Source organism: Aquisalimonas lutea (assembly GCF_030409225.1).
Classification (GTDB): Bacteria; Pseudomonadota; Gammaproteobacteria; order Nitrococcales; family Aquisalimonadaceae; genus Aquisalimonas; species Aquisalimonas lutea.
Map to the genome: position 1 here is coordinate 88652 of NZ_JAUFPK010000007.1, position 25821 is coordinate 114472.

Consider the following 25821-nt stretch of genomic DNA (forward strand, 5'->3'; position numbering starts at 1 on the left):
CGCAAGGGTATTGGATATGCAGGACGAATGCCAGGTCGCCGCCGGCCAAACAGAAAACGATCACGAAACCACGGAGGAAGAAAGCATGGCCTATGTCGAACGCAGGGTGCTGGTCGAGCGCTTTCAGGAAATGGCCCGCCGCGGGCAGCCCATCATCGGCGGCGGTGCCGGGACCGGCATCTCGGCGAAATGCGAGGAGGCGGGGGGGATCGATCTGATCATCGTCTACAACTCGGGGCGTTACCGCATGGCCGGGCGCGCCTCCTCGGCCGGGCTGCTCGCCTACGGCAACGCCAACGAGATCGTGCGCGACATGGCGGTGGAGATTCTCCCGGTGGTGGAGCGGACTCCCGTGCTTGCCGGCGTCAACGGCACCGATCCGTTCGTCATCATGCCGCGGCTGCTGCGGGAGCTGAAGGACATGGGCTACTCCGGGGTCCAGAACTTCCCCACCGTGGGCATCATCGACGGGACCTTCCGCATGAGCCTCGAGGAGACGGGGATCACCTACGGCTCGGAGGTGGACATGATCCGCATGGCCCACGGGCTGGACCTGTTCACGACACCGTACGTGTTCAGCGCCGAGGAGGCGACGGCCATGACCGAGGCCGGAGCCGACATGATCGTGCCGCACATGGGGGTCACCGTGGGCGGGTCCATCGGGGCGACCTCGGCCCGGAGCCTGGACGAATCGGTCCGCCTGATCGACGAATGGGGCGAGGCGGCGCGCCGCGTACGCAAGGATGTGCTGGTGATCTGCCACGGCGGGCCGATCTCGAGTCCCGAGGATGCCGCCTACGTCATGGAGCACAGCGAGCACTGCGACGGCTTCTACGGCGCCAGCAGCATGGAGCGGCTGCCCACGGAGATCGCGCTGACCCGCCAGATCGAGACGTTCAAGGCGATTGGCGGGAGGCGTGTCACCTAGGGAAACGCTGAACCATTCCCGCGTGCCTCTGCGCCTCACAGCGGCGTTGTGGCAAGGCGGCATTCGCCGTGAATGGCCGTCGCCCTTTACAAGAAGGCCAACGCAGACCACAACGCCGCTGGGGAGCGCCCTTCGGGGCCGAGCAGCGCGGGCGCAGCCGGCGTTGCGCCGCGCTGTACTGGCGGTACAGTCAAGCAACGCAACGCCGGCTGCGCCCGCGCTGCTCGGCCAGAGGCGCGCGCGAATGGTTCAGCGTTTCCCCAGCCGGGTCAGGAGGACCTGGCCAGGTCGCTCGTGTCGCTCGCCGTTGCGGCGCCCTCGCGCGCTTCGGCGAGCTCCAGGAGCACGGATTCCACGGCCTCGCGGTAGTCGCCGGGCTCCGCCCAGAGGCCGCGCTGCATGGCCTCCAGGAAGCGCTCGCCCATCTCGCGCAACGCCTCGCGGTTGTGCGCCTCCAGGAACCGGCGGTTGTCGGCGTCGAAGACCAGCGCATCGCTGACGTTGGCGTACTGGTAGTCGTCGACGATGCCGGTGGTGGCGTCGTAGGCGAACAGGTAGTCGACGCTGGCGGCCATTTCGGCGGCCCCCTTGTAGCCGTGGCGCTGCATCGCCGCGATCCACTTGGGGTTGGTCACGCGGCTGCGTACCACCCGGTTCAGCTCCTCCTTCAGGGTGCGCACCTTGGGCGCGGCCGGGTTGCTGTGGTCGTTGTGATACGTGCTTGGGGCCGTGCCGCGCATCTCGCGCACGGCGTTGGTCATGCCGCCCTGGAACTGGTAGTAGTCGTCGGAATCCAGGATGTCGTGCTCGCGGTTGTCCTGGTTGTGGATGACGGCGTCGAGCTGGCCCAGGCGGTGGGCGAAGGTGTCGAACGCCTCCTCCCCCTCGGCGTCCTGCCCGTAGGCGTAGCCGCCCCAGTTGATGTAGGCGCGGGCCAGGTCGGCGCCGTCGTCCCAGCAGCGCTCGTCGATCGGCCCCTGCAGGCCGGCGCCGTAGGCGCCCGGCCTGGAGCCGAAGACCCGGAACGCGGCCTGGCGCCGGGCGCTGTCCGCGTCGGCGCCTTCCGCCTCCAGCGCCTCGCACCGGGCCTCGACATGGGCGCGGATGGTGTTGCTGTCGCCCGGTTCCCTGAGCCCGGCGAGCTTCTGCACGGCGGCGTCGAACAGGCGAATGACGTTGGGGAAGGCGTCCCGGAAGAAGCCGGAGACACGCAGGGTGACGTCGATACGCGGGCGGCGGAGCAGGAAGTTGGGCATGACCTCGAAGTCCACCACGCGGTTTGAGCCGGCGGCCCAGATGGGGCGCACCCCCAGCAGGGCGAAGGCCTGGGCGATGTCGTCGCCGCCGGTACGCATGGTGGCCGTGCCCCACACGGACAGGCCGATCTGCTCCGGGTACTCGCCGTGCTCCTGGAGGTGGCGGCGCACCAGCGCCTCGGCCGAGGCCTGGCCCAGCTCCCAGGCGGTCTTGGTGGGAATGGCGCGGCTGTCCACGGCGTAGAAGTTGCGCCCGGTGGGCAGGGTGTCCAGCCGCCCCCGGGTGGGGGCGCCGCTCGGGCCCGGCGGTACGAAACGGCCCGCCAGCCCCGCCAGGCAGTGATCGATCTCGTCGCCCACGCCCTGCGCCAGCGCGGGGTGGACCACGCGCTGCAGGTGGTCGAGCAGGACCGCGGTGCGGGTCCACTCCGGCGGCGCGGCCATGCCGTCGTCGTGGCCGAGGACGGTCCCGGCTACCAGCCGGGCGGCCAGGATCTCCAGCCGCTCGCGGGTGTCGTACCCGTGGCGCCAGGGTTCCTCGCTCACCGCGGCAAGAACCTCCGGTCGGGGCCCGCGCCAGGGAGAGGCGTCCGCTTTCAGCGGATCGAAGTCTCCGTCCAGCCCCAGGTCGGCGGCGAGCGCGTGCAGCACCCCTGCGTCCTCGGGGGCGTCGCCCCGCGGCAGGCGTACCAGCGCGACCAGGGTGTCGCGCAGGGAACGGGCGGGCGGCAGCTCGCCGAGGCAGTGCAGGCCGTCGCGGATCTGGGCCTCCTTGATGTCGCAGAGGTAGCCGTCGAGCTGCCGGAGCAGCTCCGCGTCCGGATCCGGATCGGCGGCCTCGCGGGTGTCCGCCGGGGGCAGCTCCTCGGCGATGTGGCTGGACCGGGCATGGTCGACAATGGCCTGGCGCAGGTGCTCCTCGCGCCGCGGGTCCAGGCCCAGCGCCTGGTAGTACTCGTCGACCAGGCGTTCCAGCTCCGCGAGCTCGCCGTGGGTCTCCGCCCGCGACAGGGGAGGGGTCATGTGGTCCACGATCACCGCCTGGGTGCGGCGCTTGGCCTGGGCGCCTTCGCCGGGGTCGTTGACGATGAACGGGTACAGCTGCGGCATGGCACCCAGCGCGATATCCGGCCAGCAGTGGTCCGACAGCGCCGTGCCCTTGCCCGGGAGCCACTCCAGGTTGCCGTGCTTGCCGACGTGGACCACGGCCGAGACGCCGTAGACCTCGCGCAGCCAGCAGTAGAAGGCGAGGTAGCCGTGGGGCGGCACCAGGTCCGGGTCGTGGTAGTTGGCCGAGAGGTCGATGTTGTAGCCGCGGGCCGGCTGGATGCCGACAAAGGTCTCGCCCAGGCGCACGCCGGCGACCATCAGGCGGCCGTCGCGGTACTTGGGGTCGGCCTCGGGCTCGCCCCAGCGCGCGCGTACGGCCTGCTGGCAGGCATCGGGCAGGGTCGCGAACCAGGCCCGGTAGGTCTGCACGTCCAGGCTCTGGTAGCAGGGTGAGGTGTCCAGCGTCTCGGTGCTGTTCGTGACGCCGCTTTGCAGGTGCTCGATCAGCGCCGTGGCGTTCTCGGGGAGATCGGCGACCGGATAGCCCGCGGCGGCCATGGCGTGCAGCAGGGTGAGCGTGGACTGTGGCGTGTCCAGCCCGACCCCGTTGCCGATGCGGCCGTCCCGCGTGGGGTAGTTGGCGAGGACCAGGGCGATGCGCTTGGCGTCATTGGGCTGGCTGCGAAGCAGGCACCAGCGCCGCGCCAGCGTGGCGACGAAGCGCGCGCGCTCGGGGTGGAGCTCGTAGCGCACGACGTCGAGCTGGCAGCGCTCGCTGTAGCGGCTGGCGCTCTTGAAGCTGACGGCGCGGGTGATGATGCGCCCGTCCAGCTCGGGCAGGGCGATGTGCATGGCGATGTCCCGCCCGCGCAGGCCCTGGGTGTGCTCCTGCCAGTCGTCCCGGGTGCAGCTGGCGATGATGAGCTGCAGCAGCGGCATGTCCCGGCTGAACGGCGAGGTGCGGGCGCCGGAGTGCGAGCTCATGGCGGCGTCGCCGCCGGCCTGCAGGGCGAAGCCGGTGGTGTTGAGCAGGATGTCGGCGCCGCCTTCCCGGGCCAGGGCGTTGACCGCCTCCAGGCAGGCATCCTCCTTCAGGGAGGCCACCGCCACTGGCAGGGGGTTGAGGCCGGACTCCTGCAGCACCGCGATCAGCCCGTCGAACATGTCCATGTTCGCCGCCTGCAGGTGGCTGCGGTAGAACAGGACAAGCGCCACGGGGGCGCCCAGCTGCCAGTCGGCGTGCCAGTCCCCGAGTTCCACCCGGCCGTGGTCGGGGTGGTAGACCAGCGTCCGCGGCAGCACCCGGGGCTCCATCCAGGCATCGTCACGGCCCAGGCATGCGGCGCCCAGGTAGCGATACAGCGCCGCGGCGTTGGCGTCGCCGCCCTCGCGCAGGTACTGCCAGACACGCCGCGCCGTGGCCTCGTCCACCGTGCCGCCGGTGAGCAGCTCGGCATCCTCGCTGTCGTCGCCGGGAACCACGATCAGGGTGCGGTCGTCGCCGCCGGCCGCCCACTCCTGGAGCTGCTCCAGGCCGTAGGGCCAGTAGGCGCTGCCGCCGAGCAGGGAGACCACCACCACGCGGGCGTGATCGATGACCTTGTGGCGGTACAGGTCCAGGGCGGCGGGCTGGGTCAGGTTGAGCCAGTTGGCGAGCCGCACGCCGGGGTAGTCCTCCGGCAGGTCCTCGGCGGCGTCGGCGAGCAGCCCGAGGGTGCCGTCCGCCGCGGCGAGGATCACCAGCTCCCCCGGGCTCTGCGCCAGGTCGACGATGCCCTGCTCGTCGTTGAAGCCGCCGGGCTGGGCCGAGAGCATGTGCATGGCGGGCTCCGGTCAGGCCTCCGCGGCCGCGAGCTCGCGCTGCAGCTGCTCGCGGTCGAGCTCACGGCCGATGACCACCAGCCGTGTCTCGGGGACCTCGTCGGGCTCCCACGGGCGATCGAAGTAGCACGCGGCCCGTTCGCCGACCATCTGTACCACCTGCCGCATGGGCTTGCCCGTGGCGGCGAACCCCTTGACGCGGTAGATGGCATGGTCGGCGATCAGGGCGCGCATGCGCTCCAGCAGCCGGTCGCTGTCCACGGTGCCGAGGCGCACCACGCAGTTGTCGAAATGGTCGTGGGCGTGGCCGTGCTCCTCGCCTTCGGCGTGATGGCGGTCGTGGTGGGTCTCCACGGACTCGATGCGCGCCTCGGTGGCGGCGTCCAGGCCCATCAGGAGCTCGCTGTCCACCTCGCCGTGGCTGACGAACAGGATCTTCACCGGCTCCGGCAGGTGGTGCCGAACGGCGGCGGTGACCCGTTCCCGGTCCCCGTCCGCGAGCTGGTCGCTCTTGCTTACGATGACCAGGTCCGCGGAGCCGAGCTGATCCTCCAGCAGCTCGCGCAGGGTGGGGTCGTGGTCCAGGCTGTCGTCGGCGAGGCGCTGGCGCTCGACGCGCTCGGGGTCGCTGGCGTAGCGGCCGGCGGCCACGGCCGGGCCGTCCACCACGGAGATGACGGAGTCCACGGTGCAGTGCTCACGGACCCCGGGCCAGTTGAACGCCTGCACCAGGGGCTTCGGCAGGGCCAGCCCCGAGGTCTCGATGAGGATGTGGTCGATGCGGTCGCGCTGCTCGATGAGCTTGCGCATCACGGGCACGAACTCCTCCTCGACGGTGCAGCAGATACAGCCGTTGGCGAGCTCGTAGATGCCGTCGCCGCGATCGGTCCCGTCGGCGCAGTCCAGCGGACAGCCGCGGAGGAGCTCGGCGTCCATGTCCATCTCGCCGAACTCGTTGACGATCACGGCGATGCGCTTGCCGTTGGCATTGCGGAGCATGTTGGCGAGCAAGGTGGTCTTGCCGCTGCCGAGAAAGCCGGTGACGACGGTGGCGTGGATCTTGTCGAGTTGCATGATGCGGTTCACTCCGTGGGTGATGGCCGTCAGGGTGTCGGGGCGGCGCGGGCGAGTGGTACGTACTGGCCGCCCAGCGCCCGCGCGATCTCGCGGCAGCGACCGAGCGGCACGCGGGCCCGCTCGGTGTCGACGACCCACAGCGGTGCGTCCAGCTCGATGTCCGCCACGGCCTGGCGGCTGAGGCCGTCGGTGAGCAGGTAGAAGCGGCCGCTGAGTTGCGGTTCCTGGCGGCGCAGCCGCGCCAGGCGGTCGCGGGCCGCCAGCAGCGCCCCGCGCAGCGGTGTGCCGCCCCCGGCCGGGAGCCCGGTCAGGTAGGGCGTGCAGTCCTTCGGCGCGCGGCGCGGCGTGAGCAGCCAGCGGTGGCCGTCGTTGCCGAACGCCAGGATGGCTAGCTGCTCACGGGCGTGGTAGGCGCGTTCCGCGATACCCAGGACTACCGCCTCGGCCTCCGCCAGGGCGCGGTTGTCCAGGGTGGAGCCGGATGTATCCAGCAGCACGCAATTCAGCGTCGCGGCGGCGCGCCGGGCCGGCCGGTAGTGGATGGGCGGCGCCGATCCCTCCGGGGCAAGCCGGTGGCCGGCGACGGTGCGGAACCAGTCCACGCGCCGCGGATCGGGCCCCCGGCCCGGGGTGCCGCGGCGGCTTTCCCGGGCACCGCGGTGGCGCTCGGCACTGGGCGTCGTCGGCACGCCGGGCGGTGCGGGACGGGGGCGGGGATCGACGGGGGCGGTGTGAGCGGGCAGGGAGCGCCGCCCGGCCGGGCTCACCGCCCGCGGCGGCATGCCGCCCCAGTCGCCGGCCGGCCCGCCTTGACCGCCGTCGGCCCCGCCGCTCCCGGAGTCGCTGTCGTCGTCGCCGTCCCGTTGGCCCGGCGGGGGGGCGTCGGGCGTGTCGGGGGCGGCGGCATCGTTGCGCCGCCGGTGGCTCAGAACGAGCTCGGCGACGGCGTCCACGTCGCTTCCGGTAACGGTGTCGCGCCCCTGCCACGCGGCGTGCGCGGCCGCGGCCTTGCGCCAGGTGATGTCCGCGCGTACGCCGTCCACGTCCGCAGCCAGGCAGCGCTCGACGATGCGGGTCTCGAGCTCCTCGGGACAGTCCACGCCGGGGTAGGCGGCCCGGGCGCCGTCGAGCTGCCGGCGCAGAGCTGCCTGCGCGTCGGCGTAGCGCTCGACGAACGCCTGCGGGTCGTGCTCGAAGGCGACGCGCTGGCGCATGATGGCGGTGCGCTCGGCGACGTCGACGGGGTTCGTCATTTCCACCGCCAGCCCGAAGCGATCCAGCAGCTGCGGGCGCAGCTCGCCCTCGTCCGGATTCATCGTGCCGATCAGCAGGAACTCGGCGGCGTGGCTGTGGCTGATGCCGTCGCGCTCCACGCGGTTCACCCCCGAGGCGGCCACGTCGAGCAGCGAGTCGACGAGCGGGTCGGGCAGGAGATTGACCTCGTCGATGTAGAGCACGCCGCCGTGGGCGCGTGCCAGCAGGCCGGGGCTGAACGCGACGGAGCGTTCGTCCAGCGCTTTCTGGAGGTCGAGGCTGCCGATGAGCTGCTCCTCGGTGGCCCCCAGGGGCAGGGTGACGAAGCGCTCCGCCGTACCCGGGTGCACGTCGGCGAGGCCGCGGGCCAGGGTGGACTTGGCACAGCCCCGGGGGCCGCTGATCATGACGCCGCCCAGCGCCGGCGCGATGGTCGCCAGGATCAGTGCCGTCTTCAGGGCCTCCTGGCCGACCACGGCGGTGAAGGGAAAGGCGGGACGCTGGGTCGCGGTGGTCATGGGCGCGTTCCGTACACGCGGGCGAGCACCCGGTGCGAACCACGGCGGCAGCGTTGGCTGCGATGCCGGCGGACGGCCGGCGGGGCGGTCGAGCTGGATGGCATGACAACTCCCCTGCGCACTCACCCGTGCGCTCGCTGGTGGATGGGCTCAAGGCCGGTCTCCGGGCTTACGAGCGACAGCGTCTTGTGTCCGCGCCTTCCCGTCCGGGGACAGTGGCGTCAGCGAACACGGAACTCGATCACCGTTGCGGGGGCAGCAGTGGCCTTGTGCGCCGGACCCGGTGCACGCACCACATTTCCCGATTCTCTGCCGCATGGGCAGCACCTTGAACGGCGGATTGTAGATCCGGGGTGTCGGAGGGTCAACGCGGCCGCCCCCAGGGCGGTGCGGCTTGACACCCGCCGCGGGGTGGGGCAGGTTGGTTCGCGCATGGTGCGCCGGCGGCCGTTCGCCGGCGCGGATATGGGAATGTGGTGCGACCCCTGTGCCGGGTCAATGCCACAGCCGCCCCCGCGACTGTAAGCGGTGAGTGCCCGTCCGTAGCCACTGGCGATACGCCGGGAAGGGGACGACGCACGCTGACCCGCGAGCCAGGAGACCAGCCATGCGCGTCCCCATTCGGGGCGGGACCGGTAACGGACGGGGTGTGCCGTGAGCGGAAAAGGGAATCTCCCAATCTGCCGCCCAACACCCCCGTATCACTCGAACAAACACGGGGATGTCTACAGTGAAACCATCGATCTCCCGCGCCGTTACGGCGCTTGTCGCGCTGGGCGTCGCGCCAGCAGCCCTGGCCCACCATCCGCTCGGCGGCATGGAAATGACCACCTTCATGCACGGGATGCTCTCGGGGGTCGGTCACCCGCTGCTCGGTTTCGACCACCTGTTCTTCATCCTGCTGGTGGGCGTCGCCGCGGCGTTCACCGGGCGGCCCTACACCGCGCCAGCCGGGTACATCGGCGCCATGCTCGCCGGTTGCGTGCTGATGACCTTCGGCGTTGCGCTGCCGGGCATCGAGGCCGTGATCGCCCTGTCGCTCCTGGTGCTCGGCTATCTGGTGCTCTCCGGCCGTGCCCTGAGCTTCGGTGCGGCCCTGGGCCTGTTTGCGCTGGCCGGGCTGTTCCACGGGGCTGCCTTCGGCGGGGCCATGGCATCGGCGGAGGCCGGTAGCACCGTGCAGGTGCTGGTGGGCTATCTCCTCGGCCTGGGCCTGCTCCAGTACAGCATGGCGGTACTCGCCGGCTGGATGACCCGCAATGTCTGGCAGGCGCGGGATGCCACCGCGATCCAGCCGCGTCTGGCAGGTGCCGCCGTGGCCGGCATGGGACTGTTCCTGTCGCTGGAGGTCGTGGAGGGGATGCTCTTCTCCGTGCTGGGGCTCGCCTGAGCCCCGTTGCGCGGCCTTACGCCGGAGATGGAGCCGACGCAGGAGCGCGCATGGCCGTGCTCCTGCGTCGCGCTTGCCTGGCCGACGGCACGACCGTAGCGGGCCGTCAAGCCGTCACCGATCAGCCGTCTGGCCGAGAATCCATGCGACGAAGCGGTGGACGGACTCCGACGGCTCGTCGGCACGGGTAACCACGTCGTAGCCGAAGCCGCTGTCGATGACCGGGCCGAACGGCCGCATCAGGAACCCCTCCGCGAGTGCGTCGGCGGTCAGCGGCGAGCTGCCCAGGGCAACGCCCTGTCCGGCCATGGCGGCCTGCAGCGCCAGGGCGTGATCCGTGAACCGCGGCCCGCCAGTCGCCTCCACGCTCGTCTCACCCGCCGACCGCAACCAGTCCGGCCAGTCGGGCCAGCCGCCCGCGGCCGGCTGCCAGTCCAGATGGAGCAGGGTATGCCCGGCGAGATCCGCCGGCCTTCGCAGCGGCGGGTCGCCGGCGGCGAGGGCGGGGCTGCATACCGGGAAGACCCGCTCGTCGAACAGGCGCTGCGCCCGTAGCCCGCCGTATTCGCCCCGGCCGTAGCGGATGGCGACGTCCGCCTCGCCCGCGTCCAGGTCGACGATGCGCGTCGTGGCGTCCAGGAGGACTTCGGTCTCGGGGGACCCGGCGTGGAAGCCGGGCAGGCGACGGACCAGCCAGGTACTGGCCAGCGCCGGATCCACGCTGACCGTCAGGCGCCCGCGGTCGGTTGCCTCGCGCATGCGGCGCACGGCCAGCCGCAGGCCGTCGAACGCGCTGCGCAGCGCGGCTTCGCCTGCTTCCCCGGCGGGTGTCAGCTGCCATTCCCGGTTGGTGTAGCGGATCAGGTCGACGCCGACCTGCGCTTCCAGTGCCTTGACGTGATGGCTGACCGCTTGCGGCGTGACCGAGAGATCCCGGGCCGCCAGGGTAATGCTGCCGCGCCGGAGCAGCGCCTCGAAGGCCGCCAGCGCTGTCAGTGACGGCAGACGTCGGGCCGAGGGGGTCATGGAAGCGCCTCCAGTCGCTACGGACGATCAGTGGAGATTTACGTTCTCTTCCTTGTTTCCCGCGAATATCCATTCATTACAGCATGTTTACCTATCGAGTTCCCGGTTGCAATCAAGCTGAATTTGATAAAGGCCAAGAATTTCCTGCTTGCCGGGCGAGCCGCCCGTCGATTGACTGGGGGCACCGGACCGGGACAGGCCGAACAGGTGCAAGGTCACGCCATGCAGTCCGACTCGACAACGGCCGCCCGCAACGCGGCTCCCTGGCGGAACGGGGAGCTCATCACCTGGCTGGTGACGGCAGGCCTGGTCCTGCTCGTCAGCGTCACGCCGCGGCTCGATACCAGCGTCCCGGCGGCGCTGGCTGCCGAGGGGGCGGCCCTGCTGCCGATCATCGCCATCGCCGCGGCACTGGCCGGCGCCCTGGCGGCCACGGATCTGTCCAACCGCATCCTGGCGGCCCTGGGCCCGCACCCGCTGCGGGGCATCGTCATCGGCAGCGCCGCCGGTGCTGTAACGCCCGTGTGCGGCATCGCCATGATCCCGCTGATCGCCGTTCTCCTCCGGCGCGGGCTGCCGCTGCCGGCGGTCATGGCGTTCTGGGTGTCATCGCCGGTGACCGACCCGGCCATGCTCGCCATGACCGCCGGTGTGCTCGGCATGCCGTTCGCCGTTGCCAAGACGGCCTCGGCGTTCGGCATCGGCCTGTTCGCGGGCGCCGCGACCCGGGCGCTGCCCGTCGGCGCCTCCGGCGATCGCCTGCTACGGGCCGGGGTGGCCGATGGGGCCGACTGCAGGGCGTCGGGGCGCAGCGGGTGGGTGATCTTCGCCCGCGAGGCGCTGGGCAACGCCCGGCTGATCGCCCGCTGGCTGGCGCTGGCGCTGGTGCTGGAGGTCCTTCTGCAACGCTACATCCCGCCGGAGGTCATCGAGGCCACTCTCGGTAACGGCGGCGACTGGCTGGCTGTGCCCCTGGCGGCCGTGGTGGGTGCGCCCGTCTACCTCGACGGCTACGCCGCGCTGCCGCTGGCCCGCGGGCTGGCGGAGCTGGGCATGACCACCGGTGCGGTCATGGCCCTGCTGGTCGCCGGCGCGGCCGTCAGCCTGTATGCCGCCGTGGCCGTGTTCTCGGTAGTGCACCTGCGGGTGTTCGCGCTGTATATCGGGCTGGCCGTCGTCGGGGCGATTGTCGCCGGGTATACGGTTGATGCTGTCGGTGTACCGATCCCCGGGCAAGGCGGAACCGGCTGACGGCGGCTGTCGCGGTCGTGGCGCCCGGGCACGATGAGCGCCGGGTTCCTGGTCAGTGACCGACCGACTCGGAGAACACGTTCACGATGACGACGCCCAGGATGATCAGCGACAGGCCGAGGATCGCCGGCAGATCCAGCGACTGCTGGAAAAGGAAGTAGCCGATGAGGGAGATCAGCACGATACCGAGCCCGCTCCACATGGCATAGGCGAGACCGATCGGGATCGTCTTCAGTGCGATGGATAGCAGGTAGAAGGCGCCCAGATAGCTCACGGCCATCAGAACCGTCGGGACAAGCCTGCTGAACTGCTCGGACTTTTGCAGGAATGTCGTTCCGATCACCTCGAGCGCGATCGCCGTCGCCAGAGCGAGGTAGGTGGCGAGTAGCGGGTTCATGGTTGCACCGTCATGCGGATCAGCCTGGCGCGCGCGTGCGCCGTGTCGCGGGGCTCAGGCTCACTGCCCAGCAGCCCGGCGAACCAGATACCGTCGACGGCGAACCGGGCCAGCTGCAGCTCGGGCGAGGAATCCGTTTCCCCGTGTTCCTCCAGCTTGCGCTCCAGCCACCGGTTCCACCGTTCCGTCAGTGCGGGCTCGGTCAACAGGATCATGATCAACGCCTTCCAGTGGGCGAGCTCCGTCTCGGCCATCATGGCGAACGTGACGTTGATGTAGGCACGGGTAAATCGCCCGTAACGCTCCGGATCCTGCCCTGCGAGATCCTCGATATCGGCCTCGAAGCGCTCCAGCAGCTCGTCCACGATGGCCGTCACCAGGCTTTCCTTGCTGGGGAAGTGATGCAGCAGGCCGCCTTTCGTCACGCCGGCGGCGTCGGCGACCTCCTGCAGCGAGACACTGGCCACCGCCTTGGTCGCGCACAGCATCGCGCCGCGGTTCAATATCTCGCGGCGGACGACATCCGGCTGCTTCTTTCTGCTGTAGCTGGAACGCATGGAAAAAACATACCATCCGGATGGTATGTTGTAAAATGCTGGCTGCCGGCACCGTTTCGGGCGTGTGCCCCGTGACGGGTAACGTGACGCGCCGCAGGAGGCGCCAGTGGCCCGTGAGGCGGAGGCGGGACGGGGATCGGAGCGTCGGCTTGCATCTTCCGGCGGCGGGCACGCGGCTCGCCTGGCGCGGGCGGTTCAGGTGGTCAACGACGCCAGAAGGCGGGAGTGAACAGAACCAGAAGGGTGAACACCTCCAGGCGGCCCACGAGCATCCCGAAGATCGCCAGCCACTTCACGGAGTCGCCGACCGTGGCAAAGGATGTCGCTACCTCGCCCAGGCCGGGACCGAGCAGGGTCAGGGAGGCCACCGTCGCGCCGAAGGCGGTCTCCAGGTTGAGCCCCAGCGCCATCATGGATCCGGTCAGCAGCAGGGCGGTGAGGACGAAGAGGCTGTAGAAGCCCCAGACGGATCGGATGACCTCATCCGGAACCACCCGCCCGCCCACCTTGATGTTGGAGACCGCCCGCGGATGGATCAGGGTGAACGCCTCGCGGGAGCCCTGCAGGAAGAGCAGCATGATGCGAATGACCTTCATGCCGCCGGAGGTGGAGGCGACCGAGCCGCCGATAAATGCCAGTGTCGCCAGGAGCAAGGGAACGAACAGGGGCCATTCGGCGAACGTCGCTGTCCCGTAGCCGGTTGTCGTGATCACGGAAACCGTCTGGAAGAGGGCGTAGCGCAGCGACTCGATGGGTCCGGCATAGGTGTGTGTCATGGCCAGCGGCAGGGCGATCAAGGCGGTCGCCGTCAGGGTGATGACCAGGAAGACGCGCAGCTCCGGATCCTGCAGGTAGCCCCGGGTTGAGCCGCGGCGCCACGCCAGAAAGTGCAGCGAGAAGTTGACCGCGCCGAGCATCATGAAGACCACGGCAATGGACTCGATCAGTGTGCTGTCGAAATGGGCGAAACTGGCGTCGTGGGTCGAGAAGCCGCCGGTGGCGATGGTGGTGTACGCGTGCCCGACGGCGTCGAACACCGACATGCCGGCCAGCCAGTAGAGCGCCGCGCAGGCGAGCGTGAGGGACACGTAGATGGCCCAGAGCGCCCGCGCCGTATCCTGGATGCGGGGCGTGAGCTTCTCGCCCTGGGACAGCCCCGACATCTCGGCCCGGTAGAGCTGCATGCCCCCGACCCCGAGCATGGGCAGGATAGCGACGGCCAGAACGATCACGCCCATTCCGCCGAGCCACTGGAGCTGCTGGCGGTGATAGAGAATCGAGGCCGGCAGGGAGTCCAGGTTGAGGACGACGGTCGCGCCGGTGGTCGTGAACCCGGAAATGGCTTCGAAAACGGCATCGGTGAAGCTGAGATGAATGCTCAGTATCAGGGGCAGCGCCCCCGCCACACCGAGGATCGTCCAGAACAGCGCGACAATGAGAAAGCCGTCGCGCACGGCAACTTCCTGGCGGTGGGACCACACCGGCAGGGACAGCGCCAGGCCGGCGATCAGGACGATGGAGGCGGACAGCAGGAAGTAGACGGCCTGGCCGTCGTGGTAGAGCAGGGAGACAGCAACCGACGGCAGGAACGTGACGCTGAAGAGTGCCACCAGGATCCCGACGATTCTCTGGACCGCGAACCAGTGCATGGCCGCCAGCGCGCTCCCGGCAGGGCAAGTTGCACTGCATCATAGCATGCCGGCGCCACTTGATGTCACTGCTTGATGTTACTGCCGCGAGCACGTGACGGCCGCCTGGCTCATTCTCGACCCCTTACTGGCGCAGCCAGGGTCCCTGGCTGAGCAGCGCCCCGGCCGCGACAGCCACGGTCGCGATGAACAGCTCCGGGCTCGGCGTGCTCCAGCCCAGCAGGACGAGCAGCACGGCAGCGATCACCGGCACCAGGTAGGTCAGCACCCCGAGCAGGCTCGCGGGCCCGCGGCGCAGGGCGTAGCCCCATGCCATGAAGGCCAGTCCGTAGGGGCCGATACCGATGAGCGCCGCCGTCGCCCAGTCGGTGGAGGTGGTCGTCGCCGGCATGGTCTCGAATGCCAGGTGCAGTGCCAGCGCGACCAGGCCGGCATGGAGGAACAGGGAGTGGTAGCCGCGGGCCGACAGAGCTCCGGCCTGGCGCAGGAACACGGAGAAGGCGATCCACGAGGCGCCGCTGGCCAGTCCCGCGGCGTAGGCGCCGGCGGGCGTGGCGATCCCCTGGCTGTCGGCGAGTATCAGCGGTGCCAGGCCGGCGAAGGCCACGCCGGAGCCGAGCAGGGTCCGCGGCCGCAGCTTTCTGCCGGCGAGGCGGTCGCAGATCAGGACGAAGCCCAGCGGCCACGTATAGGTGATCAGCGTGATACGCGCGGGATCACCGCTTCCCAGCGCCAGGAAGTAGAAATAGAGCGCGCCCACGAGTCCGCCGACGCCGCCGGCCCAGTAGCGCCAGTCCCGGGTTTGCCGTTGGGCCTCCGGCGGTGCCTGAAGGTGCGCCATCAGGGTCGACAGCCCGGCGGCGCACGCCATGGCCACGGCGGCCACCAGCATGGGCGGCAGCGCCGCCAGGCTGCGAAGGACGGGCAGGCTGCCCCAGAGGGACACCGTGAACAGCCCCGCGGATATGCCTGTAACCGCCGCCCAGTTGACCATTTTCTTCCCCTCGACCGTGCTTGCCGTGCCTCGTGACGACGCTTACGGTAGGAGCAGGGAGGTAATCATGGAAACGAAGTATCGTAATCAGGTGATCATAAATCATGATGGCTGATGCTGCACCGCGCAGGCCGCTGGATCTCGTGGTCCTGCAGACGTTCGTGGGCGTGGTGGAGGCCGGCGGATTCACGGCGGCGGCGGAGCGGCTGCACCTGGCGCAATCCACGGTCAGCGCCCACATGGCCCGTCTGGAGGAAACCCTGGGGCGCCAGCTGCTGGAGCGCGGCCAGCGCCTGGCCGCGCCCACGCCGGCCGGTGAGCGGCTCCTGGCCCATGCGCGCCAGATGCTGCGGCAGAACGCCCTGGCCTGGCAGGACATTCTGGAGCAGCGCCTGGACGGCGTTGTCCGCTTGGGCATTCCCGACGACTACGTGGTGTATCTGCCCGAGGCGCTGGCGGCGTATGAATCCCGGTTCCCGGGCGTCGACCTCGAGGTCAAGTGCGGGCTGAGCGTGGACCTGATCACGGAGGTGCGATCGGGCACGCTGGATCTGGCCGTGGTCACGCGCCAGCCCAAGAGCCCCGGGGGCGAGGTCCTGCGCCGCGAGCCCCTGGTCTGGGCCGGGTCGCCCGTTCACGACACGCACCAGCGCTCGCCCCTGCCCCTGGCCCTGTCCCGGGAAGGCGTGTGCATCTTCCGCGACAGCGCTCTTGCCGCGCTGGACGCCGCCGGCCTGCCGTGGCGGGTCGCCTATACCAGCGCCAGCCTGTCCGGCCTGTGCTCCGCTGTGCATGCCGGCCTGGCGGTGACGGTGCTGACCCCCTCGATGCTGGGCGCCGGGCTTCGCGTTCTCGGCCCGGACGACGGGCTCCCGGAGATGCCCGCCATCGAGGTGGCCCTGCACCGCAGCCCCGGGCGTCCGAGCGAGCCGGCGCGGCAGCTCGCCATGCAGCTCCAGGAACGGCTGGATGGCGCACGGGTGCCGGGGGAGGCCGCCCAGGAGCGTCGCCAGGCTCCCGGGTCGCGGTAGGCGGTGAGGCAGGCGCGCCGAACGGGCCGCGCGGAACCTGTGCGGCTATGCGATGTCCGTCATTTGCAGTGGCCCCGGGACGCTCGCCCGCGACCCGTCCATCCCGCGCTGTCCGAGGAGACCCACCGATGAAACACCGAACAAGCCTCCGTGTCGTGGTTCCGCTGCTGTCCGGGCTGCTCCTGCCCCTGATGCTCTACGGCCAGGACGAGCAGGGCGGCCAGAGCGCGCAGCAGGAGCAGGCTCCGGAACCGATGCAGGAACAGCAGGAATTCGATGACGAGACCCTGGAGCGCTTCGCGGATGCCTACGTGGCCGTAGGCGAGGTTCATGACGAGTACTCGGAGCGCCTCCAGGGCACGGAGGCCACCGAGGACGCCCAGGCGCTGCAGCAGGAGGCCAACGACAAGATGGTGGCAGCCATCGAGGCCAAAGGCCTGGAAGTTCAGGAATACTCCGCCGTCGCCGCCGCGCTGGAACGGGATACGGACCTGCGCGAGAAAGTGGTCCGCATGATCGAGCAGCGGCAGTAGCAGCGCCCCTCGGCGGGTGCGGCCATCGCGTTGCGCGCCCCCGCGGCGGGCCGCTGCCGCAGTGGCTACAGCGCGGCCCTGGCCTCGTTCCAGAGTCGCGCGACCAGCGCGCCCGCCGGTTCCGGCGCGGCCATGGCCGCGGACTGCCCCGCCCACGCCTGCATGCGATGGACGTCCTGCGCCGCGGCCCCGGCCTGCTTCATGGGCCCGGTCAGGGCCCGCTGGACCGGATAGGGCATCGGTTCCGGCGCGCCCGGGGCCGCCATGGCCTGCACGAAATCCGTTGCAATGGCGCGGCCCGCGCGGCCGGTGAACGCCCGGGTGAGCATTGTCTCCTCGGGTTCCAGGCCCATGAGGGCGTCGGCCCAGCTGGCGTGGGTCTGCGCCTCCGGGCAGCGCAGGAAGCCCGTTCCCACGATGGCTGCGCTTGCCCCCAGGGTGAGCGCCGCGGCGACACCACGCCCGTCGGCGATACCGCCGGCGGCGATGACGGGGATGTCCAGGTGGTCGGCAAGGCGCGGCAGCAGGGCGAGCAGGCCCACCGACTGGCGCTCGCCCCGGGCCGGGTTGAAGGAGCCGCGATGGCCGCCGGCCTCGAACCCCTGGGCGATGACGGCATCGGCCCCGGCATCCCGGGCCTGCTGCGCCTCGCCCAGGGTGGTCGCCGTTGCAAACCAGCGTATGCCTTCCTGCCGGAAGCGCTGCACGAGCTCCGGCGGGAAAAGCCCCATGATGGACGAGACCACCGTCGGCCGGGCGCGCAGGAATGCCTCGCACTGCGCCTCGAACTCGGGCAGCGGGGTGTCCGCGGCGGTCTCCGGGACCTCGGGGCCCCAGCCCGCGAGGAAACGGCGCATGCGGGCTTCGGCGTCCGCGTCGCGGCGGGCCGGCGGGTCCGGGATCCAGACGTTGAGCTGGAGCGGGCCGTCGCTGCCGGCACGGAACGTATCCACCCACTCGCGTATGCCCTCGGGGGGCGTCAGCACCGCGCCCATCGCTCCCATGCTTCCGGCATTGGCGACGGCAATCGAGAGACCCACCGGACAGGCGCCGGCCATGGGTGCGAGAAGAACCGGCACGTCCAGCCCGTAATCGTTGCAGAAGCGCTCGGCGCGCTCGACGGGGCCGGCTGTCCGGATTCCACGCTGCGCTTGATGCATCGGCGGTTCCTCGCGTATTGGGCGGCGACCGGTGTTCCGGTGCCGGAAGGCTTCGGGGTGTCGTCCGAGCTTACTAAGCTTTCGGCAGGTCAGGCCAGGTCTCCGTGGTTTCCGCGCCGTTGCCGGCTGCGTTACCCCGTTACCCCGGTGCTGTCGCGGCGGCGGCGAACGCAGGCGCCGGTCGCTCGGCGATGGGAAGGTGGAGAAAGCCGGCAACGACGCCGAACGCGACCGTCAGCCACCATATGGCGTCGTAGCCTGCGGTCAGCTCGAACACCGCGCCACCGAGCCATATGCCGAGAAAGGATCCGACCTGGTGGCTCAGGAACACGAGCCCGAACAGGGTCCCCATGAACCGGGTGCCGAACATCAGCGCCACCAGGGCCGACGTGGGCGGTATCGTGGACAGCCAGAGAAGCCCCATGACCGTCGCGAAGGGCATCACGGTCCACGGGCTGACGGGAATCACCAGGAACAGCGCGATGGTGAGCGCCCGCCCGAAGTAGATGACGGACAGCAGCCTCCGGTTGGTGAATCGGGCCGCGAGCAAGCCGGCTGCGTAGGCGCCCAGGACATTGGCGAGGCCGATGGCCCCGATGGCCCAGCCCGCCACCGAGGCGCTGACGCCCTGGTCATTCAGGTACGGGGGCAGGTGGATGGTGATGAAGGCGAGCTGGAAGCCGCACACCGAGAACCCGAGCAGCAGGAACAGATAGCTGGGATGCCGGAGCGCGGAGCCCAGCGTCGCGGCCAGCGACGGCCCGCCCCCTGTGCCGCTGCCGGCGGAGGCGGCAGGGGAGCCTCGCAGGCCGGTGGCGAGCAGGGGAACCAGCAATACGAACCCCGCGAGAACAAGGGCGGCCTGCTGCCAGCCGTATCCGCCGATGAAGGCCTGGCCCAAGGGGGCAAAGACGAACTGGCCGAGCGACCCCGCCGCCGTGCCCACGCCCAGCGCCCAGGCGCGCCGTGACTCCGGCACGAGCCGCCCGAGCGCGCCCAGTACCGTGATGTAGGACGCCCCGCCCATGCCGAGGCCGACCAGGACGCCGGCGCTCAGGTGCAGCTCCAGCGGCGTCGTACCCACCGCCATCAGGACGATCCCGAGGGCGTAGACGAGTCCCCCGGCGGCAAGAACCCGTACGGGACCGAAGCGGTCGACGAGCGCGCCGGCGAACGGCTGGGTCAGGCCCCAGACGAGGTTCTGCAGGGCGATCGCCAGCGCGAAGACGTCCCGTGACCAGGCGTGCGTCGCCACCACCGGGTCCGTGAACAGGCCGAAGATGGAGCGTACCCCGAACGTGATCAGCGAGATCCCGCAGGCGCAGCCGACGAGCACGAGCAGGGACAGCGGCAGGGAGCTGCCGGCCGGGATTTCGGGGGTTCGTGTGCGGGCTGTCGGCAAGGCGGCGATCTCCGGAGTGGATGGATCAATTCCACTCGCGGCCGCCCGCCGGGGCAAACGCGTTCTGGTCACTGTCGGGTGAAGGCCGTTCACTCGACGGGCGGGAGAGAGGCGATATCCACCCACGGCCGGGGCGGGGTCGGGAGCGCTATTGCACCATGGCCAGCGCCCAGCGCCGGAACGCGGCGATGAGGGGCTCGCGGCTGCGGTGTTCCAGCGCGACCAGCCAGTAGCCGGAGTCGGTCTCCACCTCCTCCGGCCAGGGGGCCACCAGCGAGCCGTTGTCCAGCTCGACGTCGACCAGGGGGCGTCGCCCGACCGCCAGCCCCAGTCCGTTCGCCGCGGCCGCGTAGGCGAGCTGCAGGGTGTCGAAGCCGAGGCCGCGACCGGGGTCCGGAACCGGGCGGCCGGTCCGCTCGCACCACCGGTTCCAGTCCTCGCTCGCCGTGCGCACGTGGATGCAGGCTACGGATTGCGGCGATGCGCGGACCTGCTCGACGAGCTCCGGCGCGCACACCGGCAGCAGGCGCTCGGTGAACAGCCGGTCGGCCGCGAGGCCGGGCCACGGACCGTGACCCATGCGGAGGGCGACATCCGCGGCGCCGTGCTGCAGCGATACCTGCTCCTGCAGGGTATCGACCAGGACCGTGACATCCGGGTGGCGTGCGCGAAAATCCGCGAGCCTCGGCAGCAGCCAGCGCGCCGCCATCATGGGCGCGGAGCTCACGGCGAGCCGCTGATCCCTGGGAGCGCCCAGCAGCTGCTCGGTCCCCCGGTGCAGAAGGGACAGGGATTCGCGGACCGTGAGCGCATACCGGGCGCCTGCATCGGAGAGCTCGAGTCCCCGCCGGGAGCGGATGAACAGCTGGATGCCGAGCCAGTCCTCCAGGGTCTGTATGCCGTGGCTCACCGCGCTGGGCGTCAGCGACAGCTCCCCGGCGGCGGCCTTGAAGCTGCCGAGACGGGCCGCCGCCTCGAACAGCCTCAGCGTGTTCAGTGGTGGTAATCGTTGGCGCACGCGCGTCCTCGAGTTCGGTGCCTGCGGTCCAGAATAACCCGTTTGCGTGACCGTCGTTCATGCCTGCATCCGGCAGCGGTGCGCTGGCATCCCGCCGGATCTACGCCGGTTCCCCTTCGCTGTGAGCGGCGGCTTGCTCGGTGGCGTCGCCTGCATATGCCGCCGCGGGTGCAGGGTCGCCCCTGACCAGCTCGATGGCGGGCTCGCAGTGCACCGGGAATCGGACCGGGCGTGCAACGGAGCACAGTGCACGGGCCCTCCGATGGAGCGCGTGCACCTGCGCGAGCCTGGTTGCCGCCGGCACGGAGACCGTCGGGCGCAGTGTCACCTCGGAGAAATAGCCGGCGCCGCCCGGCGGGGTGACCAGGGTGCCGCTGGCCCGGTCGGTGTACGCCTGAACGATGACGTGCTCACGGGCCGCCAGGTGGAGGTACCAGAGCATGTGGCACGCGGACAGGGCGGCGATGAGGAGCTCCTCGGGTGTGGATCGTCCGGCGCCGCCCGGGAATGCGGGGTCCGCGGAGCCGGGCAGGGGCGGCTTGCCCTCCACCAGCAGCGCATGGTTGCCGCTGCAGGCCTTCGGGCCGCTCGTCCCTGTCCCGGCGTTGCCCGTCCAGGCCGTGTTGACCTGATAGTGGTGGATCAGATGGCGCCTCATTTCCGGGCCTCCCGTGGCGATGAACAGCAGCGTCAACTGTTCTCCACACGGCAGCGGCGGGCAAGCGAGCGCTGCTCCCCGGCAGGTGAGCAACGCTCACCTGCCGGGGTCTTGCCTTCCCGGGCACCCCGGGCGGATGATCGGGTCTGTCTTCCGAACGGTCCCGGGCGGGGACGAGCGAGGCCGCGCATGATCGAGTTCTGGTTCGATTTTGCCAGCACCTATTCCTATCCCGCTGCCATGCGCATCGACAGCGCCGCCCGGCGGTTGGGGTGCCCCGTGGCGTGGCGCCCGTTCCTGCTCGGCCCGATCTTTCGCCAGCAGGGGTGGAACGACTCGCCGTTCAACCTGTACCCGGCCAAGGGGCGGTACATGTGGCGGGATCTCGAGCGCATCTGCGCCCGTGCGCAGCTGGCGTTCCGGAAGCCGTCGCAGTTCCCGCGCAACGGCCTGCTCGCCGCGCGGGTCGTGTGTACCGAGCCCGACGCCTCCTGGGTGCCGGAGTTCGTGCGCCGGGTCTTTACCGCGGGCTTCGCCGCGGATGCGGATATCGCGGATGCGGGCGTGCTGCGCGATTGCCTGGATGGGCTTGTGGCCGCCCCCGCCGGAACGCTGGCGGCCACGCAGGACGACGACGTGAAGTCCCGCCTGCGCATGAATACGGAGCATGCCGTCGCCCGCGGGATCTTCGGGGCGCCGACGTTCGTGGTCGGCGACGAGCTGTTCTGGGGCCATGACCGGCTCGACGAGGCGCTGCAGTGGTGGCGGGACGCTCATGCCGAGGCGGCGGCAAGTGCGGCGGATCCCGGGCGCGGTGACAGCGGTACGTCGTGACCGGCAGGCTGTCCGGGCACGCGGGCCGCCGTTAGCGGACGGCTCAGCGCGCAGGGGGCCTGCGCCCCAGGAGCTTCTCGACGTCGTCCGGCGGGATTGCCGGGCTCATCCAGAAGCCCTGTCCCCAGCCGCCACCGGTCGAGGAGTCCATCAGCAACCGGCGCTGGTCGTCCGTCTCGATGCCTTCGGCAATGGTGTGGAGCTCCATGCGGGCGGCCATCTGCTGGATGAGCGCGACCAGCACGGCGCCCTTGCTGCCCGTCTGGCCCAGCTCGCGGACGAAGCTGCGGTCGATCTTTAGCGTCTGGATGGGCAGGTGCTGCAGGCGGCTCAACGAGGAATAGCCGGTACCGAAATCGTCGATGGCGATCTGGAAGCCCTGGTCGTGGAGATCCGCCAGCAGCTTCTCGACCGCGGCCGGATCGGCCATGAGGGCGTTCTCCGTGACTTCCAGGTGCATCCGGCAGGGATCGATATGGGGGCGCACCAGGGCGGCGAATCGCTCGGCGTCGACTCCGGTGGACAGCTGCTTCATGCTGAGGTTGACCGCCATGTCCAGAGGCACGCCGCGCTCGTGCCAGGCGCCCATTTGGCGCGCGGCGGTCTCCAGCACCCAGTCGCTCAGGGGATGGATCAGCCCCGTCTCCTCGACCACGGGCATGAATGCGCCGGGCATGAGCACCTCGCCGTCGCCCTGGGGCCAGCGGATCAGGGCCTCGACGGCCCGGATGCGGCAGGAGTCGAGCTCGAAGATCGGCTGGTAGTGCAGCGTGAACTCCTCGCCCTCCAGTGCCTGGCGCAGCCGGGCTTCCATGGAGAAGCGCTGCTGCCGGCTCGCCGAGAGCGCCTCCGAGAACACGTGGCTGGCCGTGCCGCCGCGTTTTTTCGCCTCGTACATGGCCTTGTCGGCCTTCTCGATCAGCATGGCGGCGTCGCGGCCGTGCTCGGGGAACAGGCTGATGCCCACGCTGGCCTTGACGGTGTGCTTGTAGCCGCCTGCGGTCAGGGGCTCGCTCAGGTGCGCGATGATGCGCTCGGCCAGGGCCCGGGCAATGGCGACGATGTCGCTTGCGTCGTGCGCCGCGCCGTCGCGGGGGGCGTCGACGATGACCACCAGGAACTCGTCGCCGCCCTGGCGCGCGACCAGGTCCGAGTCGCGCACCGCCGCCTGCAGGCGGTGCGCGGCCTGGCGCAGGACCTGGTCGCCGACCTCGTGACCCAGGGCATCATTGATCAGCTTGAAGCCGTCCAGGTCGATGAACAGCAGCGCACCGGCGACGTCGGGCGCGTCGTCCCCCCGCAGCACGCTGTCCAGGTAGTCGACGAGATGCCGGCGGTTGGGCAGCTCCGTGAGCGCATCGGTATAGGCCAGGTACTGGATCTCGGCGGCCTGCTGCTCGCGTTCGCGCTGGATGCGCAACGCGTTGAGCCCGAACACCAGGTTGTCGGCAAGGCGCTCCAGCAGCTGGCGCTCTTCCCGGCCGAAATGCCCCGGCGTATCGGCCCAGATGGTCAGGCAGCCCCGGGGTACGGTATCCGTTCGCAGGGGCAGCGTGATCACCGTTGCCAGCCGGTGTGCCAGGGCCCGTTCGCGGATGTAGCGCGAGGTGATCTCGTTGGCCACGTCGCCGACGATCTGTGTCTGCCCCGTGCGAACCGCCCGGTGGAGCGTATCGGCCTGTACTAGGCCGTTGTCCCAGGCCCATCGCAGGTCCTTGATGAACTCCCGGGAGGGGCCGGCCGAGGCGCAGATCTCCACGGAGTCGCTGCCGTCGAGCGTCTCGAAGCCGACCAGCGCCAGGCTGTAGCCCTCCTCGTCGATGATGGTCCGGCACAGGGCACCGAGCAGCTCTTCCTCGGTCTTCGAGCGCACCACGACGTTGTCGCAGGCATTCAGGGTGCGCAGGGCGCTGACGACGCCCTCGAGCTGCTGGCGGACGTTGTCCTGCGCTCGCGACAGGGTGCGCAGCCGCAGGAGGTTGTTGATCCGTGCCTGCAGCTCGGCCTGACTGGTGGGAATGCGCAGGATGTCATCGACGCTGTGGCCCAGCTCGGCCGTGATGCGGGAGTGGGGCCGGGTGTGCCGGTCCACTACCAGCAGTACCGGCAGAACCATCGGGTCGGCCCGCCGGCGGAGCTCCAGGAGCAGATCGTAGTTCCGGCGCAGTGACGCGATATCGACGACGACCAGGTCCACGTCGTCGTGGAGGTCGTGGTTGCCGTCATCGGTGATGTGATGACAGACCCGGAAGCGCTCCCCCAGAAGGTGCTCGAGGACCTCGCTGTTGGCCGTGTTCGCCAGGGCTGCGGCAATCCCCGGTGGCTGCTCTGCGGCCAGCTCGCCTGCCGTCATGGAGTATCCCGAGAGGGCGTGGACACGATCTCGGGGATGCCGCTCAGAATGCCGCGCAGCCCGCGCAGCGGCGCACCGATCCTGATTCCTTCCTGGGTGATCTCGAACTCGCGCAGCCCCTTCTCGAAGCCGCCGGCACGCTTCTTGAGCACGCCGACCGTCTTGCGGAGCTCGCCGTCGAGCTCGATGTAGCGCAGCATGATGATGTTGTCGGCGATGTAGCTCAGCCCGTGTTCCGTCACCCGCGTCTGCTCGCCGGTGATGGAGAAGACCTCGTTGACCAGCAGCACGGTGACGCCCATGTTCACCAGGTAGCGGCACAGGGCGTGAACACGCTGCTGCAGCTCGTCGCCGCGCACCGACTGGTGATAGCCGGACAGGCTGTCGATCATCACCGTGGTGGTCCCGCGCTGCTCCACCTCCGTGCGTACGCCGGCGGCGAACTGATCGGGGTTGTAGTGCAGGGGCTCCACGGCCTCGAAGTGGAGATGACCGCTGTCGACCATTTCTTCCATGGGCAGGTTGACCTGGCGGCAGCGGCTGAAGAACGTGGACGTGCCCTCGTCGAAGCAGTAGATCACCGAGCGCTCGCCGCGCCGGGCCGCCTCGCTCATGAGCTGGGCGCCGAGCGTCGTCTTGCCGACCCCGGTGGGCCCCGACAGCAGCGTGACGGTGCCGCGCTCGATGCCGCCGCGGGTCAGCGCGTCGAACTCCGGAATGCCGGAGCCGAGCTGCGTGTGCTCCACGGGCCGGCCGTGCCGGTCCGGAATCAGGCGCGGGTAGAGCGTCATCCCGCCGTCACCAAGGCTGAAGTAGTGCGGGCCCTCGGCGAACGAGGAACCCCGCAGCTTGGTCACCACGCAGCGTCGGCCGTTGTCGGTATGCTCCAGGCTGATGACCCCGTCGCTGAGGAAGGGCAGGGCGTGGTCGTCCTCGCTCGCCGCCTGCTCGGAGGTGAACACCACCGTTGCGCCGCTGGCGGTCAGGGTGCGCAGCAGCGACAGGACCTGCTTGCGGAACTGGAACGAGTCCGAGGCCAGGTAGCGCATCTGGCTGAGCGAGTCGATCAGGATGCGCCGGGGCCGATGTTCCCGTACGTACTCCAGTATCCCGTCGTGGACGGCGTTGCCTTCGACGTCCCAGCTCTCCAGCAGGCTGTAGTTGCCGCTGGCCACCTCCGCCTGCCCCAGCGAGAGGTCGAGCACCGCGACCTTGTCCATGGGCACGCCGCTGCGCTCGGCATTGCTGCGCAGCTGATCCTCGGGTTCGCCGAGCGTGATGAACACGCTGCTCTCCGTGGGGTCGTTGACCAGGAAGTGCAGGCCGAGCGTGGTCTTGCCGGAGCCGGGTCCGCCGCGGATCAGGTAGGCCCGCCGGGGAATCAGGCCTCCGCGCAGAATCGCGTCGAAGCCTGCTACACCGGTGAGAACTCGCTCATCGGCGTCGGTACCCATACTTTGTCCCCGTTACTGTCGGTGATCGATCCGTCGCGAGTGCTTGTTCTCGGATCTCCCTGGCCGAGTGTTATGCTGCCTGCGCGGGTGTCGTGTCAGAAATCGACAATGCTTCGCCTGGGCAGCTGCCATCGCATCCCGCGGCCTGGGTCAAACCATGGTGTGAGACACGGCGCCACGTGACAGCGGCCCACTGGGGTGCGGACGACC

Annotated in this window: 20 protein-coding genes and 2 riboswitches; of the genes, 6 read left to right on the top strand and 14 right to left on the bottom strand. The window is 70.1% G+C overall.

The annotated features are described in order from the left end of the window. Window positions 1-85: 85 nt before the first annotated feature. The gene (locus tag QWY84_RS18180) at window positions 86-928 is read left to right on the top strand and encodes a phosphoenolpyruvate hydrolase family protein (RefSeq protein ID WP_290204357.1); all 843 of its coding nucleotides are present in this window, start codon (window positions 86-88) and stop codon (window positions 926-928) included. Between the two features lie 269 nt (window positions 929-1197). Here the strand turns inward: QWY84_RS18180 and cobN are convergent, their stop codons facing one another. From cobN to QWY84_RS18195, 3 genes are read right to left on the bottom strand one after another with little or no spacing between them, the layout of a single operon-like run. Beyond that, window positions 1198-5055: a cobaltochelatase subunit CobN gene (gene cobN, locus QWY84_RS18185; RefSeq protein WP_290204358.1), complete on the bottom strand. Its 3858-nt coding sequence runs from the start codon at window positions 5053-5055 to the stop codon at window positions 1198-1200. Between the two features lie 12 nt (window positions 5056-5067). Next, window positions 5068-6129, bottom strand: coding sequence for a cobalamin biosynthesis protein CobW (gene cobW, locus QWY84_RS18190; RefSeq protein ID WP_290204359.1), 1062 nt, complete (start codon window positions 6127-6129; stop codon window positions 5068-5070). A 29-nt stretch (window positions 6130-6158) separates the two neighbouring features. Further along, the gene (locus tag QWY84_RS18195; protein ID WP_290204361.1) at window positions 6159-7904 is read right to left on the bottom strand and encodes an AAA family ATPase; all 1746 of its coding nucleotides are present in this window, start codon (window positions 7902-7904) and stop codon (window positions 6159-6161) included. Window positions 7905-8041: 137 nt separating this feature from the next. After that, window positions 8042-8250: riboswitch (cobalamin riboswitch) on the bottom strand. 70 nt (window positions 8251-8320) lie between these two features. Further along, window positions 8321-8528, top strand: a riboswitch (cobalamin riboswitch). A gap of 106 nt (window positions 8529-8634) precedes the next feature. On the opposite strand from QWY84_RS18195, the gene QWY84_RS18200 reads away from it, so the two are divergent. After that, on the top strand, window positions 8635-9294 hold the full coding sequence (locus QWY84_RS18200; RefSeq protein WP_290204362.1) for a HupE/UreJ family protein: 660 nt from the start codon (window positions 8635-8637) through the stop codon (window positions 9292-9294). A 114-nt stretch (window positions 9295-9408) separates the two neighbouring features. Here QWY84_RS18200 and QWY84_RS18205 read toward each other — a convergent pair whose 3' ends face one another. Beyond that, complete coding sequence (locus QWY84_RS18205; protein WP_290204364.1) at window positions 9409-10320, bottom strand: LysR substrate-binding domain-containing protein; 912 nt, start codon at window positions 10318-10320, stop codon at window positions 9409-9411. Between the two features lie 222 nt (window positions 10321-10542). On the opposite strand from QWY84_RS18205, the gene QWY84_RS18210 reads away from it, so the two are divergent. Next, window positions 10543-11571 (top strand): permease, encoded by a 1029-nt coding sequence (locus QWY84_RS18210; RefSeq protein ID WP_290204365.1) that lies wholly within the window; start codon window positions 10543-10545, stop codon window positions 11569-11571. A 52-nt stretch (window positions 11572-11623) separates the two neighbouring features. On the opposite strand, the gene QWY84_RS18215 is transcribed toward QWY84_RS18210, so the two are convergent. The 4 genes from QWY84_RS18215 to QWY84_RS18230 all read right to left on the bottom strand — a co-directional run bounded on the left by QWY84_RS18215 (window position 11624) and on the right by QWY84_RS18230 (window position 15168). Further along, window positions 11624-11968, bottom strand: coding sequence for a DMT family transporter (locus tag QWY84_RS18215; RefSeq protein WP_290204366.1), 345 nt, complete (start codon window positions 11966-11968; stop codon window positions 11624-11626). Next, entirely contained in the window at window positions 11965-12525 is a 561-nt protein-coding gene (locus tag QWY84_RS18220) for a TetR/AcrR family transcriptional regulator (protein ID WP_290204368.1), read from the bottom strand. Before QWY84_RS18220 ends, QWY84_RS18215 begins: the two co-directional genes overlap by 4 nt. Window positions 12526-12728: 203 nt before the next feature. After that, complete coding sequence (locus QWY84_RS18225) at window positions 12729-14174, bottom strand: TrkH family potassium uptake protein (RefSeq protein WP_290204370.1); 1446 nt, start codon at window positions 14172-14174, stop codon at window positions 12729-12731. Window positions 14175-14298: 124 nt separating this feature from the next. Continuing rightward, entirely contained in the window at window positions 14299-15168 is an 870-nt protein-coding gene (locus tag QWY84_RS18230) for a DMT family transporter (RefSeq protein ID WP_290204371.1), read from the bottom strand. A gap of 104 nt (window positions 15169-15272) precedes the next feature. Between QWY84_RS18230 and QWY84_RS18235 the strand changes: the two genes are divergently transcribed. Both QWY84_RS18235 and QWY84_RS18240 read left to right on the top strand, forming a co-directional pair. Then, window positions 15273-16199 (top strand): LysR substrate-binding domain-containing protein, encoded by a 927-nt coding sequence (locus tag QWY84_RS18235; RefSeq protein ID WP_290204373.1) that lies wholly within the window; start codon window positions 15273-15275, stop codon window positions 16197-16199. 128 nt (window positions 16200-16327) lie between these two features. Further along, window positions 16328-16732: a DUF4168 domain-containing protein gene (locus tag QWY84_RS18240; protein WP_290204375.1), complete on the top strand. Its 405-nt coding sequence runs from the start codon at window positions 16328-16330 to the stop codon at window positions 16730-16732. A 65-nt stretch (window positions 16733-16797) separates the two neighbouring features. Here the strand turns inward: QWY84_RS18240 and QWY84_RS18245 are convergent, their stop codons facing one another. The 4 genes from QWY84_RS18245 to QWY84_RS18260 all read right to left on the bottom strand — a co-directional run bounded on the left by QWY84_RS18245 (window position 16798) and on the right by QWY84_RS18260 (window position 20970). Beyond that, entirely contained in the window at window positions 16798-17892 is a 1095-nt protein-coding gene (locus tag QWY84_RS18245) for an NAD(P)H-dependent flavin oxidoreductase (RefSeq protein ID WP_290204376.1), read from the bottom strand. Between the two features lie 139 nt (window positions 17893-18031). Beyond that, a complete protein-coding gene (locus tag QWY84_RS18250) occupies window positions 18032-19294 on the bottom strand; it encodes an MFS transporter (RefSeq protein WP_290204377.1) in 1263 nt (420 codons plus the stop codon). Between the two features lie 148 nt (window positions 19295-19442). Next, window positions 19443-20312: a LysR substrate-binding domain-containing protein gene (locus tag QWY84_RS18255; protein WP_290204378.1), complete on the bottom strand. Its 870-nt coding sequence runs from the start codon at window positions 20310-20312 to the stop codon at window positions 19443-19445. A 100-nt stretch (window positions 20313-20412) separates the two neighbouring features. Then, entirely contained in the window at window positions 20413-20970 is a 558-nt protein-coding gene (locus QWY84_RS18260; protein WP_290204379.1) for an OsmC family protein, read from the bottom strand. A gap of 189 nt (window positions 20971-21159) precedes the next feature. Here QWY84_RS18260 and QWY84_RS18265 point away from each other — a divergent pair, with 189 nt between their 5' ends. Continuing rightward, on the top strand, window positions 21160-21804 hold the full coding sequence (locus QWY84_RS18265; protein WP_290204380.1) for a 2-hydroxychromene-2-carboxylate isomerase: 645 nt from the start codon (window positions 21160-21162) through the stop codon (window positions 21802-21804). A 43-nt stretch (window positions 21805-21847) separates the two neighbouring features. Here QWY84_RS18265 and QWY84_RS18270 read toward each other — a convergent pair whose 3' ends face one another. Then, window positions 21848-24157, bottom strand: coding sequence for a putative bifunctional diguanylate cyclase/phosphodiesterase (locus QWY84_RS18270; RefSeq protein ID WP_290204381.1), 2310 nt, complete (start codon window positions 24155-24157; stop codon window positions 21848-21850). Beyond that, the gene (locus QWY84_RS18275) at window positions 24154-25611 is read right to left on the bottom strand and encodes an ATPase domain-containing protein (RefSeq protein WP_290204382.1); all 1458 of its coding nucleotides are present in this window, start codon (window positions 25609-25611) and stop codon (window positions 24154-24156) included. Before QWY84_RS18275 ends, QWY84_RS18270 begins: the two co-directional genes overlap by 4 nt. Window positions 25612-25821 lie beyond the last annotated feature (210 nt).

Bases quoted from the DNA above. Each gene is read 5' to 3' on its own strand.
- QWY84_RS18265 (WP_290204380.1), top strand. From the start codon at position 21,160: ATGATCGAGTTCTGGTTCGATTTTGCCAGCACCTATTCCTATCCCGCT.
- QWY84_RS18260 (WP_290204379.1), bottom strand. From the start codon at position 20,970: ATGAGGCGCCATCTGATCCACCACTATCAGGTCAACACGGCCTGGACG.
- QWY84_RS18245 (WP_290204376.1), bottom strand. From the start codon at position 17,892: ATGCATCAAGCGCAGCGTGGAATCCGGACAGCCGGCCCCGTCGAGCGC.
- QWY84_RS18225 (WP_290204370.1), bottom strand. From the start codon at position 14,174: ATGCACTGGTTCGCGGTCCAGAGAATCGTCGGGATCCTGGTGGCACTC.
- QWY84_RS18235 (WP_290204373.1), top strand. From the start codon at position 15,273: ATGATGGCTGATGCTGCACCGCGCAGGCCGCTGGATCTCGTGGTCCTG.
- QWY84_RS18270 (WP_290204381.1), bottom strand. From the start codon at position 24,157: ATGACGGCAGGCGAGCTGGCCGCAGAGCAGCCACCGGGGATTGCCGCA.
- QWY84_RS18205 (WP_290204364.1), bottom strand. From the start codon at position 10,320: ATGACCCCCTCGGCCCGACGTCTGCCGTCACTGACAGCGCTGGCGGCC.
- QWY84_RS18215 (WP_290204366.1), bottom strand. From the start codon at position 11,968: ATGAACCCGCTACTCGCCACCTACCTCGCTCTGGCGACGGCGATCGCG.
- cobN (WP_290204358.1), bottom strand. From the start codon at position 5,055: ATGCACATGCTCTCGGCCCAGCCCGGCGGCTTCAACGACGAGCAGGGC.
- QWY84_RS18220 (WP_290204368.1), bottom strand. From the start codon at position 12,525: ATGCGTTCCAGCTACAGCAGAAAGAAGCAGCCGGATGTCGTCCGCCGC.
- QWY84_RS18195 (WP_290204361.1), bottom strand. From the start codon at position 7,904: ATGACCACCGCGACCCAGCGTCCCGCCTTTCCCTTCACCGCCGTGGTC.
- QWY84_RS18230 (WP_290204371.1), bottom strand. From the start codon at position 15,168: ATGGTCAACTGGGCGGCGGTTACAGGCATATCCGCGGGGCTGTTCACG.
- QWY84_RS18180 (WP_290204357.1), top strand. From the start codon at position 86: ATGGCCTATGTCGAACGCAGGGTGCTGGTCGAGCGCTTTCAGGAAATG.
- QWY84_RS18240 (WP_290204375.1), top strand. From the start codon at position 16,328: ATGAAACACCGAACAAGCCTCCGTGTCGTGGTTCCGCTGCTGTCCGGG.
- QWY84_RS18210 (WP_290204365.1), top strand. From the start codon at position 10,543: ATGCAGTCCGACTCGACAACGGCCGCCCGCAACGCGGCTCCCTGGCGG.
- cobW (WP_290204359.1), bottom strand. From the start codon at position 6,129: ATGCAACTCGACAAGATCCACGCCACCGTCGTCACCGGCTTTCTCGGC.
- QWY84_RS18275 (WP_290204382.1), bottom strand. From the start codon at position 25,611: ATGGGTACCGACGCCGATGAGCGAGTTCTCACCGGTGTAGCAGGCTTC.